Here is a 14,294-nt window from a genome sequence, read left to right as displayed (position 1 = left end):
CGCACCTCTACCCTCTGATGGCTCTCCGTGCGATGCCCGGGACATCCGATGCCGGTCAGCCGCCCGTCGTGAAGCTCCACTGCTCGTGGATGCCGATGGTGTGCAGAAGGGCGCGGGCGCGGTCGGTGCGGGCATCCGTCCCGGGGTCGTCGCGGTCGTAGAGGAGTCCGGCGATGTCGCCGCTGTGCGCGGTCTGGATGCCGAGGGCGCCGGTCTCCCGGGCGACGGTACGCAGGTCGTCCAGGAGCGGGACGGGCAGATGCCGCTGGTTGATCTCGGTGCTGGCGGAGGCGACCGCGCCGATCAGGGCGACGTCCTTGGTGTGGACGGCCTCGCGCAGCATGGTCCGGAGCCCGGCGAAGACGCCGATCTCCGTGTCGTCGTAGCGCGGGGGCGGGAGGGACAGGGTGTCGACGCCTCTGCCCCCGTTCTCGGGGCGTGAGCCGAACCCGAGGACCCGGACGGCCGGCACGGGGTGGCCGAAGTCCTCGATGACCTCGCCCTCGCGCTGCGCGAACAGCACCGAACTCCCCTCGAACATCAGGGAGTCGGAGGCCGTTTCGGCGCGGACCGCGATCCGCGCGACGGTCTCGGCCCGCAGCGGGCGCCCCAGGGCGTCCCGCACGGCCCGGATCGCGGCCAGGACGTCACTGGTGGAGGAGCCGAACCCGCGGCCCAGCGGCACGTCCCCGGTCAGTTCGAGACGGCCGCCGACGGGTCCGTCGCCGGGCCGGGCGCAGGCCTCGACGGCGAGCCGCGCGGCACGCCGGGCCTTGGCCTTCCAGGCGGGGAGGACGGTCAGCTCCCCGCCCCGCGCGGGGACGAAGGAGGCCCGGGTGGTGTGGACGGTGCAGGGCAGCGTGACCAGTCCCCGGGTGAGCCGGCCCTGGTGTGCGAAGACGCCCTGGAGGATTTCGCCGTGATGTACGGGCGCCGAGGCGGTACCGACGCGCCAACCGGATCCATCCACCATGTCCTCGACTTCCTCGGGGGCCGGAACCTGACCGGACCGCTCACGGAGCCTCGCAGATCGGGCGGGCGTCTTCACGCGCAGGCGGGCGTCTTCACGCGCAGGCGGGCACCTTCACGCGAAGGCGGCCGTCGGCTCCGTGGAGTCCGACGGCCGCCTCGTGCCGGTCGTGCAGGTCGCGCCGGTCGTGCGCGTCGTGCGCGTCGTGCGCGTCCTCGTGTGACCGCTCAGCCCTCCGTCAGGACGACCTCCTGCGTGCGCGTCGCGTGGAAGCGCGGCAACGGCAGGCCGCCCTCGGGGTGCAGTTCCATCAGCGCGGCCTCGACCCCGGCGGCTCCGGCGTGCAGCGAACCGTCCGTCGTGAGGCCGGAGTTCACCCAGCGGTGCTCGGCCCCGTCGCAGACGGCCCGCGAGCCGCCGATGCCGTGGCGTACGGACGGCCGGTCCTGGCTGAGGCTGGAGGAGACGAACACCGGCCCGGCGGCGCCGGTGCAGCGGTAGGTGCCGGACAGGGTGACCGTGCCGTCGGTCGCGAGCCGGCCGACGGAGTCGACGGTGACGCTCTCGGCGGCGTCGGCCGTCGCGGGCACGGCCGGGGCGGCGAGCAGCAGCGCGGCACCGGCCGCGGCGCCGAGCAGGGAGCGGTACTTCATCAGGGGAAACCTCCTGTTGCGGGGGCTTCCTGTGGTACCCGGCGGCCCGCCCGGCCGCGGTGACCGTCACCCCTTCGTCGGCGTGTTGACCGCCGTGGCCGGGCCGGTCCCGCGCGACCGGCCTCGGTGCCTCACGGCAGCACCGCGAACCCGTCCAGCTCCACCCGCGCCGCCTCGTCCCACAGCCGTACGACCTCCACGACGGCCATCGCCGGATACTCCCGTCCGGCCAACCGCCGCCATACGCGGCCCAGTTCGGCGGCTCGGGCCCGGTACTCGGCGACGTCCGTGGCGTAGACGGTGACCCGGGCGAGGTCTGCCGGGGTGCCGCCCGCCGCCTCGAGGGCGGCCAGCAGATTGCCGAGAGCCCGTTCGAACTGCTCGGGCAGGGTGTCCCCGACGACCTTGCCGTCCGTGTCCAGCGCGGTCTGGCCGGCGAGGAACACGACACGGGAGCCGGTGGCCACGACGGCGTGCGAGAAGCCGGTGGGCGGGGACAGCTCCGGAGGATTGACGCGCTCGGCACTCATCGGACCGCCCTCCTGGTCACGTCAGCCATCACCCGGCCACCCTCCTCGTCACATCCGCCATCACCCGGCCACCCTCCGCGTCCCGGGCCTGTAGCCCCTTGCACCAGTCCGCCCGTCCGCCTGTCCGCGTCCCGTACGTCCCGCGCAGGCCTCATCCGTCGGTCCCCGCCGCCCGGTAGGTCTCCTTGGCGATGATTCCGCGCTGCACCTCGCTGGCGCCCTCGTAGATCCGGGGCGCCCGCACCTCGCGGTACAGGTGCTCCAGCAGGTGCCCGCGCCGCAGGGCCCGGGCGCCGTGCAGCTGGACCGCTGCGTCGACGACGTACTGCGCGGTCTCCGTGGCGAGCAGCTTCGCCATCGCCGCACGGCGCGGGACGTCGCTGTCGCCCCGGTCGTGCGCCGCCGCGGCCGCGTAGACCATCAGGCGCGCCGCCTCCGTGCGCAGAGCCATCTCCGCGATCTGGTGGGCGACGGCCTGGAGGTCGCTCAGCGTGCCGCCGAAGGCCTCCCGCTCGGCGGTGTGGGTGACGCTCGCGTCGAGCGCGGCCTGGGCCATGCCGACTGCGAAGGCGCCGACGCTGGGCCGGAAGAGGGTGAGCGTGCCGAGGGCGACGCGCAGGCCGCGGCCGGTCTCGCCGAGGACGTCGGCGTCGGTGACGGGTACGGCGTCGAAGGCGAGGCTGCCGATGGGGTGCGGGGAGAGCATGTCGAGGGCGGTGCCCGTCAGGCCCGGCCGGTCGGCGGGGACGAGGTAGGCGGTCACGCCGCGCGGGCCGGGCGCGGTGCGGGCGAAGACGGTGTAGAAGTCGGCCTCGGGGGCGTTGGAGATCCAGCGCTTCTCGCCGGTGAGGCGCCGACGGCCGGGGCCGTCGGGCGTGGCGGCGAGCGCGAGGGCGGCCGCGTCGGAGCCCGCGCCGGGCTCGGTCAGCGCGAACGCGGCGACGGCGGACCCGTCGGTGACCAGGGGCAGCCAGCGCTCGCGCTGGGCCGGGCTGCCGTGCGCGTGCACGGGATGGGCGCCGAGGCCCTGGAGGGCGAGCGCGGTCTCGGCCTCCGTGCAGGCGTAGGCGAGGGACTCGCGCATCAGGCAGAGATCGAGGGCGCCCGAGGTGAACAGGCGCTCCAGCAGCCCGAGTCGGCCGAGTTCGGCCACGAGCGCGCGGTTGACGTGCCCCTCCTCGCCCTTCTCGGCGAGCGGGCGCAGCCGTTCGGCGGCCAGGGCGCGCAGTTCGGCACACCAGGCGCTTTGTGCTGGTTCGAGCGAGAATGCGGTCATCGCCGGTCCCCTCTGCCAGGCCTGCTCCCGACCATATCGCGCTCCCTTGACTGCCGTCACCAAGGCGATACGCTCCAAGGGCGCTGCCCATCCGAGCCGTGTGTGAGCCACCTCGATCCAGGGGGCGAACCGCCATGAACGAGTCGGCCCATCTCGACACCTTCGCGCGCGACCACCTTCCGCCGCGCGAACAGTGGCCGGAGCTCCTGTTCGATCTGCCGGAGCTGCACTACCCCGAACGACTGAACTGCGCCGCCGAGCTGCTGCACGGGCCACCGGACGGCCGTCCGGTGTTCCGGACCCCGGACGCGATCTGGACGTACGGCGAGCTGCGCGCCCGCGTGGACCGGATCGCGCACGTCCTGACCGGCGAGCTGGGCGTGGTGCCCGGCAACCGGGTGCTGCTGCGCGGCCCCACCACCCCGTGGCTGGCGGCCTGCTGGCTGGCCGTGCTGAAGGCCGGTGCGGTCGCCGTCACCGTGCTCGCCCAGCAGCGGCCGCACGAGCTGCGCACGATGTGTGAGATCGCCCGTGTGCGCCACGCCCTGTGCGACGTCCGCGCGGTGGACGACCTCGCCAAGGCTGAGGTGCCGGGGCTGTCGGTCACGACGTACGGCGGTGACGGGCCGGACGATCTGATGAGCCGTCCGGCGCCGGACGGGCCCTACCGGGCGGTGGACACCGCGGCCGACGACGTGGCGCTGATCGCGTTCACCTCGGGCACCACCGGCCGCCCGAAGGGGTGCATGCACTTCCACCGTGACGTCCTGGCCGTCGCGGACACCTTCTCGGAGCATGTGCTGAAGCCGCGCCACGACGACGTGTTCGCGGGCAGTCCGCCGCTCGGCTTCACCTTCGGCCTCGGCGGGCTGGTCGTCTTCCCGATGCGGGCCGGTGCCAGCGCGCTACTGCTGGAGCAGGCCGGGCCCGGACAGCTGCCGCCCGCGATCGCGGAGCACCGGGTGTCGGTGCTGTTCACCGCGCCGACCGCGTACCGCGCGATGCTCGCCGCGGCCGACGAGCACGACCTGGGCTCGCTGCGCCGCTGCGTCTCGGCCGGGGAGAACCTGCCCGAGGCCACCTGGCGGGCCTGGCACGAGCGCACCGGCCTGCGGATCATCAACGGCATCGGCGCCACCGAACTGCTGCACATCTTCATCTCGGCCGCCGACGACGCCGTACGCCCCGGCCGCACGGGTGTCCCCGTCCCCGGCTGGCAGGCGCGTGTGCAGGACGAGCACGGCGAGCCGGTGCCCGACGGGGAACCCGGACTCCTCGCCGTGCGCGGCCCGGTCGGCTGCCGCTATCTCGCCGACCCCCGCCAGAGCGTGTATGTGCGGGACGGCTGGAACGTCACCGGCGACACCTACGTCCGCGAGCCGGACGGCTACTTCCGCTATGTCGCCCGCGCGGACGACATGATCATCTCGGCCGGTTACAACATCGCGGGACCCGAGGTCGAGGACGCGCTGCTGCGGCATCCGGACGTGGTGGAGGCGGCCGTGGTGGGCCGGCCGGACGAGGACCGCGGCCAGGTCGTCGTGGCCTTCGCCGTGCTGCGCGAGGGCGCCCCGCGCGACGCCGACGCCCTGCGCGCCTTCGTCAAGGGGGAGCTCGCACCGTACAAGTGCCCGCGGGAGATCGTGTTCCTCGACGCGCTGCCGCGCACGGCCACCGGCAAGCTCCAGAGGTTCCGGCTGCGCACCGAGGGTGACCAGCCGTGATGCCGACGACCTAAGATGATCAACGTGTCCGACCAGCATGCACCACGGTCTCTGATCGTCACGCTCTACGGCGCGTACGGCCGCCGGTTCCCCGGCCCCGTGCCCGTCGCCGAGCTGATCCGGCTGCTCGCGGCGGTGGGCGTGGACGCGCCCTCGGTGCGTTCGTCGGTGTCCCGGCTCAAACGGCGCGGGCTGCTGCTGCCCGCCCGTACCGCCGAGGGCGCGGCGGGCTACGAACTCTCGCCGGACGCCCGCCAGTTGCTGGAGGACGGCGACCGCCGGGTGTACGCCACGGCACCGCCCGGGGACGAGGGCTGGGTGCTCGCGGTGTTCTCGGTGCCGGAGTCGGAGCGGCAGAAGCGGCATGTACTGCGCTCCCGGCTCGCCGGACTGGGCTTCGGCACGGCGGCGCCCGGGGTGTGGATCGCGCCGGCGCGGCTGTACGAGGAGACCCGGCACACGCTTCAGCGGCTGCGGCTCGAGCCGTACGTCGACCTCTTCCGCGGCGAGCATCTCGGCTTCGCGCCGACCGTGGAGTCCGTCGCTCGCTGGTGGGACCTGGCGGCCGTCGCCAAGGAGCACGAGGCGTTCCTCGACCGGCACGGGCCGGTGCTGCAGGCCTGGCAGCGGCGCGCGGACACGCCTCCCGAGGAGGCCTACCGCGACTATCTGCTCGCCCTGGACTCCTGGCGGCACCTGCCGTACATCGACCCCGGCCTGCCCGCGCACCTGCTGCCCGCGGACTGGCCGGGCGTCCGCTCGGCGGGCGTGTTCCATGCGCTGGACGAACGGTTGCGGGAGGCGGGGGCGGGGTTCGCTGGTCTGCGCGGCTGACGGCCACGTCGGCGTCCCCGGGGCGCGGGGTGCGTGATTCGGTCCGCGGGTGCGTGGTGGTCGCTCGCGCAGTTCCCCGCGCCCCTACGGGGCACATGCCCGAAGCGCCTCCTGAGGGCGCGGGTCACGCACGCCGCCGGCCCGTTCAAGCCGCGGGCACGTCGTGGTTGCCCGCGCAGTTCCCCGCGCCCCTTCAGGGCACGTGCCCGACGCCCCTCCTGGGGGCGCGGGGAACTGCGCGACTGGGCACGGCGGTGGCGCGGACGAACGGTGTACGCCGCGTGGAGGACGGAGTCCTCATGAACGGCCCAGGCCCAGGCGCGGCTTGGGGGCGTCCGTGCGGCCCGTGTTGGGGCGGCGGCTGCCGGCGCGGTAGGGGGCGGGCCATACGGCTCCCGGCCCGGCGTAGCCCTGCTCGGCGGCGGCGTGCAGGGTCCAGTGCGGGTCGTACAAGTGCGGACGGGCCAGCGCGCACAGGTCCGTACGGCCCGCGAGGATCAGGGAGTTGACGTCGTCCCAGGAGGAGATCGCGCCGACGGCGATCACCGGGACGCGCGCCTCGTGGCGGATCCGGTCGGCGAACGGCGTCTGGTACGACCGCCCGAACTCCGGCCGCTCCTCGGCCACCACCTGCCCGGTCGAGACGTCGATCGCGTCGGCGCCGTGCGCGGCGAAGGCCCGCGCGATCTCGACGGCGTCCTCGGCGGTGGTGCCGCCCTCGGCCCAGTCGGTGGCGGAGATACGGACGGTCATGGGCCGCTCCGGCGGCCACACCGCGCGCACCGCGTCGAAGACCTCCAGCGGGAAGCGCAGCCGCCGCGGGAGCGAGCCGCCGTAGGCGTCGGTGCGACGGTTGGTCAGCGGGGAGAGGAAGCCGGAGAGCAGATAGCCGTGCGCGCAGTGCAGTTCGAGCAGGTCGAACCCGGCCCGCGCGGCCCGTGACGCGGCGGCCGTGAACTGCTCTCGGATGTCCGTGAGCTGGGCCCGCGACAGAGCGCGCGGGGTCTGGCTGCCCGGCCGGTACGGCAGCGCGGACGCGGCGACCAGCGGCCAGTTGCCGTCGGGCAGCGGCTCGTCCATGCCCTCCCACATCAGCTTCGTCGAGCCCTTGCGCCCGGAGTGGCCGAGCTGGACACCGATCGCGGTGCCGGGCGACTGCCCGTGCACGAATCCGACGATCCGCTTCCACGCCTCGCCCTGCCGTCCCGTGTACAGGCCGGCGCAGCCCGGGGTGATCCTGCCCTCCTCGCTCACGCACACCATCTCGGTCATCACCAGCCCGGCCCCGCCGAGCGCCCGCGCGCCGAGGTGGACGAGGTGGAAGTCGCCGGGCACGCCGTCCTGGGCGGAGTACAGGTCCATCGGCGACACGACGACCCGGTTGCGCAGGGTCAGCCCGCGCAGCCGGAACGGGGTGAACATCGGAGGCGTGCCGGGCGGACAGCCGAACTCCCGCTCCACGGACTCGGTGAAGTGGGCGTCCCGCAGCCGGAGGTTGTCATGGGTGACCCGGCGGCTGCGGGTGAGCAGGTTGAACGCGAACTGGCGTGGCGGCTGGTCGAGATGGCGCGCGAGGTCCTCGAACCACTCCAGGCTGGCCCTGGCCGCGCGCTGGGTGGACGCCACGACGGGCCTGCGCTCCTCCTCGTACGCCGCCAACGCGCTCGCCGTGTCCGGCTGTTCCTCCAGGCAGGCGACGAGTGCGAGGGCGTCCTCGACGGCGAGCTTGGTGCCCGAGCCGATGGAGAAGTGGGCCGTGTGGGCGGCGTCGCCGAGCAGGACCAGGTTGTCGTGGGACCAGCGCTCGCAGACGACCGTACGGAACGTCGTCCAGGCGGAGTTGTTGGAGCGCAGCGGCCGGCCGCCGAGCGCGTCGCCGAAGATCTTGGCGCAGCGCTCGACGGACTCGGCCGGGTCCATCTCGTCGAAACCGGCCGCGTGCCAGACCTCCTCGCGCATCTCGACGATCACGGTGGAGGCGTCGTCGGAGTACGGGTAGCCGTGCAGCTGCATCACGCCGTGCTCGGTCTCGGCGATCTCGAACCGGAAGGCGTCGAAGGCGAAGTCGGCGGCCAGCCAGATGTAGCGGCAGCGGTGCGGTTCGACGGTGGGGCGGAAGGCGTCGGCGTACTTCTCGCGGGTGGTGCTGTGCACTCCGTCGGCGGCGATGACGAGGTCGTGGGTCGCCATGAGGCCGACCGGATCGGGTGCGGGTGTACGGAAGTTGAGGGTGACGCCCAGGTCCTCGCAGCGGGTGTGGAGGATCTGGAGGAGGCGTTTTCTGCCGAGGGCGGCGAAGCCGTGTCCTCCGGAGGTCTGGCGGGCGGCCCGGAGGACGATGTCGATGTCGTCCCAGCGGGTGAAGTGCTCCTGGAGGGCCGTGTAGACCTGGGGGTCGGCGTGTTCGATGCCGCCGAGGGTCTCGTCGGAGAGGACGACGCCGAAACCGAAGGTGTCCTCGGGGGCGTTGCGTTCCCAGAGGGTCACCTGGCGGGTGGGATCGCGGCGTTTCAGCAGGGCGGCTGCGTAGAGGCCGCCGGGGCCGCCGCCGATGATCGCGATGCGTGGGGGGTGCGCTGCCGTGCCCCGCGTCGGGAACATCGCTACCTCCCCTGCCACTTCGGAGGGCGCTTCTCGGTGAACGCCGCGTGGAATTCCGCGTAGTCCTCGCCGTTCATCAGGAGCGCCTGGGTCGCCGCGTCCATTTCCACGGCCGCCGCCAGGGGCATGTCCAGTTCGGCGGTGAGGAGGGCCTTGGTCTGGGCGTGGGCGAGGGCGGGGCCGGCGGCGAGGCGCCCGGCGAGGGCGGTGGCCGCCTCGTGCGCGCGGCCCTCGTCGGTCAGCTCGCTGATCAGGCCGATGCGTTCCGCCTCGGGAGCCCGCACCTGGTCGCCCAGCATCAGCAGACGGGTGGCGTGGCCGAGGCCCACGACCCTGGGGAGCAGATAGGCCGCGCCCATGTCACCGCCGGAGAGGCCCACGCGGGTGAAGAGGAAGGCGAAGCGGGTTGTCGGGTCGGCCACCCGGAAGTCCGCCGCCAGGGCGAGGACCGCGCCGGCGCCCGCTGCCACCCCGTGCAGGGCGGCGACGACCGGGAAGGGCGCCTCCCTGATCGCGCGGACCACCTGACCGGTCATCCGGTTGAAGTCCAGGAGCTGCGCGGTGTCCATCGACAGGGTGGCGCCGATGATCTCGTCCACGTCACCGCCCGAGCAGAAGCCGCGCCCCTCCCCCGCCAGCACCAGCGCCCGCACCGCGCGTTCGCGCGACAGCTCGGCGAGCAGATCGCGCAGGTCGGCGTAGGCGCCGAAGGTGAGGGCGTTGAGCTTGGCGGGGCGCGCGAGGGTGACGGTGGCGACGCCGTCGGTGACGTCGAGGCGCAGATGACGCCAGTCGGCCGTGCGGCCGGCGGAGCCGGTGAAGGGACTCATGGGGTGCGGCCTCCTCGGGCGGGCACTGCCTCACTGAGCTCTACACCCTGAACGTATCACCGATTCGTGACTGTCGTCAGGGTCACGCGATATGCGTTTCTGGCGAGAGGTCCAGGCCGGGGCCCGGGGCGGGGAGAGCTACCGGTCCGGGGAGAAGTCCCGGTCCGGGGAGAGGCCGGGTCCGGGGAGGTCTCACCCGGACCGTCGTGCTCCGCTTCTGTCACACACGTCACCACCCGTCCTCGGCCAGTCGATAACGCGGTAACAGTGTGCTCGCGCGCGGGAGGCCTGGCGTCGCCCGGGGTAAGCGCCCCGGTAGCGGGACGGACGGTCCCGTGCGACGCCCGCCGTGCGACCGGCTGGGGGGCGCCGTACCATTCCTGAGATTGAAAGCAGGACGGCCTGATGTCTACTTCGGGAAAGCCTGCGCCATGAACGGACTCGCCTTGCACGAACGCCCCGCCGCACCGGCCTTCTGGCGCATCGCGCTGCCGCACTCGACCGCGGCCGTGCCCGTGGCGCGTGCGCTGGTCCGTGCGGCCCTGGCCGAGCTGGAGAACGGCGCGGACTGTGACACCGCCGAGCTGCTGACGGCGGAGCTGGTGGCGAACGCCGTGGAGCACACCTCCGGGGACGCCCCGATAGAGCTGGTCGTGCGATTGCTGCCGACCGGCTGCCATGTCGAGGTGCACGACCCCGACCCGGCGCCGCCGGGCGATCTGCTGCACGCCGGGGACACCATGCCCGACCCCTGGCAGGAGCACGGGCGCGGACTGCTGCTGATCCGCGCCCTGAGCTCGTCCTGCGGGCACCGCCCCACCGGCTCCGGCAAGGCGGTGTGGTTCAGACTGCCGCTGGTACCGCCTCAGCGGCGTCCTCGTCCGGCGTGACGGCGGTCAGCCGCGAGTTGCGGCGGCCGTAGAGGCGGTAGACCACCAGACCGATCGCGAGGAACACGGCGAACTGGACCCACGTCGTCCAGCCGGTCTCGTACATCAGGTACAGACAGAAACCGACGCCGAGCAGCGGGAACAACGGGACCAGCGGTACCCGGAAGGTGCGCGGCAGGTCCGGCTCGCGGCGGCGCAGGGCGATCACCGCGATGTTCACCACGGCCATGACGGCGAGCGTGCCGATGGTGCTCAGGTTGATCACCGCGTCCAGGGAGGCGAAGGCCGCCGGGAGCGCGAAGACGACCGCGACGATCAGGGTGCCCGCGACGGGCGTCGCGGTGCGCGGGGAGACCTTCTCGAAGACGGCCGGGATCAGGCCGTCGCGGGACATGGCCAGCAGGATGCGGGTCTGTCCGTACATCACGGCCAGCACCACCGAGGCGATGGCGACGACCGCGCCGAAGGCGACGATCCCGCCGCCGACCGTGGAGCCGGTGACCTGGTTGACGACGTGGGACAGCGCGGCGGGACGGCCCCCGACCTCGTCGGCGCCGACGGCCCCGATCGCAGCCAGCGCGACGGCGCAGTACAGCAGGGTGACGACGGCCATGCAGACCAGGATCGCGATCGGCACGTCCCGGCGCGGGTTCTTGGCCTCCTCACCGGTGGTGGTGATCGCGTCGAAGCCGATGTAGGAGAAGAACGCGGCGGTGGTGCCCGCGCCGATGCCGCCGAGGCCGGCCGGCGTGAAGGGGCTGAGGTTGCCGTCCTTGAAGGCGCTGTAGCCGATCGCGCAGAAGGCGATCAGGATGACCAGCTTGAGCACAGCCATGGCGGCCGTCGCCCGCGCGCTCTCGCGCACCCCGCGGATGAGCAGCGCGGAGGCCATCGCGATGACCAGCACGGCCGGGACGTTGGCGACGCCGCCCTCGCCGGGTCCGGCGGACAGCGCGGCGGGCAGCTGCACGCCGAGGAGGCTTTCGAGCAGCTCGTTGACGTACTGGCTCCAGCCGACCGCGACCGCCGAGATCGAGATGCCGTACTCCAGCAGCAGGCACCAGCCGATGAGGAAGGCGGTGGTCTCGCCGAGGGTGGCGTAGGCGAAGGAGTACGAGGAGCCGGAGACGGGGATCGCGCCGGCCAGCTCGGCGAAGGCGAACGCGGTGAACACACAGGTGATCGCGGCCAGGACGAAGGAGACGACGACCGCGGGTCCGGCCTGGGCGACCGAGTCGGACAGGCCCACGAAGATGCCGGTGCCGACGACCGCGCCGACGCCGAAGCAGACGAGCTGGAACAGTCCCATCGTGCGCTTCAGACCGTGGCCCTCACGGTCGGCGCCCGACTCTGCCACCAGCAGGGCAGGGGACTTGATACGGGGAGCGGGCATGCGGGTGGTGCTCGTTTCTGGTGGTGCGGGGTGCGACGGGGTCGTCGCGCGACGGCCTCGGACGGGGTGGGGCCGGGCCGCCGGACAGCATAAGGCGCGGGTAAGTCCCCGGACGCCGATGGTTGCCTCGGGCCATGGTCGCGGGGGCCTCACCGGCCGCCGCCGGGGAGTGCGGCTCAGGTCATGGCCGCCGGGAAGAGCGGGTCAGGCCATGATCGCCGGGAGGGCGTTCAGGCCATGGTCGCGACCAGTACCGCCTTGATGGTGTGCATGCGGTTCTCCGCCTCGTCGAAGACGACCGAGTGGGCCGACTCGAAGACCTCGTCGGTCACCTCGAGGGATGTCAGGCCGTAGATGTCGTGGAGGTCCTGGCCGACCTTGGTGCCGAGGTCGTGGAAGGCAGGCAGACAGTGCAGGAACTTCACGTCCGGGTTGCCGGTGGCGCGCAGCACGTCCATGGTCACGGCGTAGGGGACGAGGGCGGCGATCCGCTCGGCCCAGACCTCCTTGGGCTCGCCCATGGAGACCCAGACGTCGGTGGCGACGAAGTCCGCGCCGCTCACGCCCTCCGCGACGGACTCGGTGAGGGTGATGCGGGCCCCGCTGGTCTCGGCCAGCTCCTGGGCGCGGTCGACGATCTCCTGGACGGGCCAGTACGTCTTGGGGGCGACGATCCGTACGTCCATGCCGAGCAGTGCGCCGGTGATCAGGTAGGAGTTGCCCATGTTGAAGCGGGCGTCGCCGAGGTAGGCGAAGGCGATCGCGTCCAGCGGCTTGGCGCTGTGCTCGGTCATCGTGAGCACGTCGGCGAGCATCTGGGTGGGGTGCCAGTCGTCCGTGAGGCCGTTGAAGACGGGGACGCCCGCGTGCGCGGCCAGTTCCTCCACCTTGGCCTGGCTGTCCCCGCGGTACTCGATGCCGTCGAACATCCGGCCTAGGACGCGGGCGGTGTCCTTGACGGACTCCTTGTGCCCGATCTGCGAGCCGGAGGGGTCCAGGTAGGTGGTGTGGGCGCCCTGGTCGGCGGCGGCGACCTCGAACGCGCAGCGGGTGCGCGTCGAGGTCTTCTCGAAGATCAGCGCGATGTTCTTGCCGGTCAGACGCCGCTGCTCCGCCCCTGCCCGCTTCGCCGCCTTCAGCTCCGCGGCGAGCTCGACCAGGCCCCGGAACTCCGCCGCGGTGAAGTCCAGCTCTTTGAGGAATGCGCGCCCGGCGAGGGCGGTCGGGACATTCGCCATGGGGCGCTCCAGGGATACGAGGGCAGGACTGCGGTAGGACTGCGGAATTCTATACGACCGCTAGAATTTTTATACAGCCCTCCCGCCTTCCCTCACACAGCGTCTCGCTCTACGGGACAGCTCATACAGCGGGGCCCGCCCCGGCCCCGCCCCAGTTCGCTGCCCGGGATCTCGATCACCTCGATGCCCTGCTTGCGCAGATGCGTGTTGGTGGTGGAGTTCCGCTCGTAGGCGACGACCACGCCCGGCTCGACGGCGAGCACGTTGCAGCCGTCGTCCCACTGCTCACGCTCGGCGGCGTGCACGTCCTGGGTGGCGGTCAGCACCCGGATCTCGTTCAGCCCGAGCGAGGCCGCGATGGCGCGGTGCATGTGCTCCGGCGGATGGTCGGTGACCTTCAGGTCCTTCTCGCCGGCGCCCGGCTCGATGGTGTACGAGCGGAGCATGCCCAGCCCGGCGTACTGGGTGAAGACATCGCCGTCGACCATGGTCATCACGGTGTCGAGGTGCATCAGGGCGCGCCGCTTGGGCATGTCCAGCGCCACGATCGTGCGGGCGGACCCGGCGGCGAACAGCTTGTGGGCGAGCATCTCCACCGCCTGCGGGGTGGTCCGCTCGCTCATGCCGATCAGGACGGCGCCGTTGCCGATGACCAGCACGTCGCCGCCCTCGATGGTGGACGGGTAGTCGGCCTGCCCCTCGGACCAGAGATGGAAGGACTGGTCGCGGAAGAGGGGGTGGTGCCGGTAGATCGCCTCGAAGTGCACGGTCTCGCGCTGCCGGGCGGGCCAGCGCATGGCGTTGATGGAGACGCCGTCGTAGATCCAGGCGGAGGTGTCCCGGGTGAAGAGGTGGTTGGGCAGGGGGTCCAGCAGGAAGTCGTCGAGGTCCATGGCGTGGAAGCGCACGGAGACCGGCTCCGCGTGCCCCTCCAGGAACTCCCGCTTTGTCATGCCGCCGACCAGCGCCTCGGCCAGTTCCCGGGCCGGCAACGACTCGAACTCGGCCCGCAGATGGTCGGTGGCCAGCGGGCCGTACTCCTTCTCGTCGAACACCCGGTCGAGGACGAGCGCGCGGGCCACCGGGATCTCCAGGGCCTCGGTGAGCAGGTCCCCGAAGAGATGCACGGCGACGCCCCGGTCGCGCAGCACATCGGCGAACCCGTCGTGCTCGGCACGCGCCCGGCGCACCCAGAGCACGTCGTCGAAGAGCAGGGCGTCCTTGTTGCTGGGGGTGAGCCTTTTGAGCTCGAGATCCGGCCGGTGAAGGATGACGCGGCGCAGCCGCCCGGCCTCGGAGTCGACTTGGAATCCCATGTCTCCATCCTGACCACCCGCGACCGCCTTCACCCGCTT

Annotated in this window: 12 protein-coding genes; 3 read left to right on the top strand and 9 right to left on the bottom strand. The window is 72.6% G+C overall.

From position 1 onward, the window contains the following. Positions 1-55 precede the first annotated feature (55 nt). The 4 genes from ACZ6SQ_RS25695 to ACZ6SQ_RS25680 form a co-directional block, all read right to left on the bottom strand. The gene (locus ACZ6SQ_RS25695; protein ID WP_469566003.1) at positions 56-973 is read right to left on the bottom strand and encodes a GHMP family kinase ATP-binding protein; all 918 of its coding nucleotides are present in this window, start codon (positions 971-973) and stop codon (positions 56-58) included. Between the two features lie 224 nt (positions 974-1,197). Beyond that, a complete protein-coding gene (locus ACZ6SQ_RS25690; protein WP_469566001.1) occupies positions 1,198-1,623 on the bottom strand; it encodes a DUF6299 family protein in 426 nt (141 codons plus the stop codon). A gap of 131 nt (positions 1,624-1,754) precedes the next feature. After that, complete coding sequence (locus ACZ6SQ_RS25685; RefSeq protein ID WP_386383259.1) at positions 1,755-2,153, bottom strand: RidA family protein; 399 nt, start codon at positions 2,151-2,153, stop codon at positions 1,755-1,757. Between the two features lie 151 nt (positions 2,154-2,304). Next, positions 2,305-3,429 (bottom strand): acyl-CoA dehydrogenase family protein, encoded by a 1,125-nt coding sequence (locus ACZ6SQ_RS25680; protein ID WP_469565998.1) that lies wholly within the window; start codon positions 3,427-3,429, stop codon positions 2,305-2,307. Positions 3,430-3,479: 50 nt separating this feature from the next. Here ACZ6SQ_RS25680 and ACZ6SQ_RS25675 point away from each other — a divergent pair, with 50 nt between their 5' ends. After that, positions 3,480-5,153, top strand: a complete 1,674-nt coding sequence (locus tag ACZ6SQ_RS25675) for an AMP-binding protein (RefSeq protein ID WP_469566035.1) — start codon at positions 3,480-3,482, stop codon at positions 5,151-5,153. 15 nt (positions 5,154-5,168) lie between these two features. Beyond that, positions 5,169-5,987, top strand: a complete 819-nt coding sequence (locus ACZ6SQ_RS25670) for a PaaX family transcriptional regulator (protein ID WP_469565996.1) — start codon at positions 5,169-5,171, stop codon at positions 5,985-5,987. 297 nt (positions 5,988-6,284) lie between these two features. Here ACZ6SQ_RS25670 and ACZ6SQ_RS25665 read toward each other — a convergent pair whose 3' ends face one another. After that, a complete protein-coding gene (locus ACZ6SQ_RS25665) occupies positions 6,285-8,588 on the bottom strand; it encodes a bifunctional salicylyl-CoA 5-hydroxylase/oxidoreductase (RefSeq protein WP_469565994.1) in 2,304 nt (767 codons plus the stop codon). Between the two features lie 2 nt (positions 8,589-8,590). Beyond that, on the bottom strand, positions 8,591-9,418 hold the full coding sequence (locus tag ACZ6SQ_RS25660) for an enoyl-CoA hydratase family protein (protein ID WP_386383252.1): 828 nt from the start codon (positions 9,416-9,418) through the stop codon (positions 8,591-8,593). A 431-nt stretch (positions 9,419-9,849) separates the two neighbouring features. On the opposite strand from ACZ6SQ_RS25660, the gene ACZ6SQ_RS25655 reads away from it, so the two are divergent. Then, positions 9,850-10,308, top strand: coding sequence for an ATP-binding protein (locus tag ACZ6SQ_RS25655; RefSeq protein WP_469565992.1), 459 nt, complete (start codon positions 9,850-9,852; stop codon positions 10,306-10,308). Here ACZ6SQ_RS25655 and ACZ6SQ_RS25650 read toward each other — a convergent pair. The 3 genes from ACZ6SQ_RS25650 to ACZ6SQ_RS25640 form a co-directional block, all read right to left on the bottom strand. After that, positions 10,262-11,701, bottom strand: a complete 1,440-nt coding sequence (locus tag ACZ6SQ_RS25650) for an amino acid permease (RefSeq protein ID WP_469565990.1) — start codon at positions 11,699-11,701, stop codon at positions 10,262-10,264. The genes ACZ6SQ_RS25655 and ACZ6SQ_RS25650 overlap by 47 nt on opposite strands. A 230-nt stretch (positions 11,702-11,931) precedes the next feature. Continuing rightward, positions 11,932-12,939, bottom strand: a complete 1,008-nt coding sequence (gene argF / locus ACZ6SQ_RS25645) for an ornithine carbamoyltransferase (RefSeq protein ID WP_469565988.1) — start codon at positions 12,937-12,939, stop codon at positions 11,932-11,934. Between the two features lie 92 nt (positions 12,940-13,031). After that, complete coding sequence (locus ACZ6SQ_RS25640) at positions 13,032-14,255, bottom strand: arginine deiminase (protein ID WP_469565986.1); 1,224 nt, start codon at positions 14,253-14,255, stop codon at positions 13,032-13,034. Positions 14,256-14,294: the final 39 nt, after the last annotated feature.

This window comes from Streptomyces sp. NPDC048600 (assembly GCF_055587025.1).
This window is presented reverse-complemented; position numbering and strand designations above follow the sequence as displayed.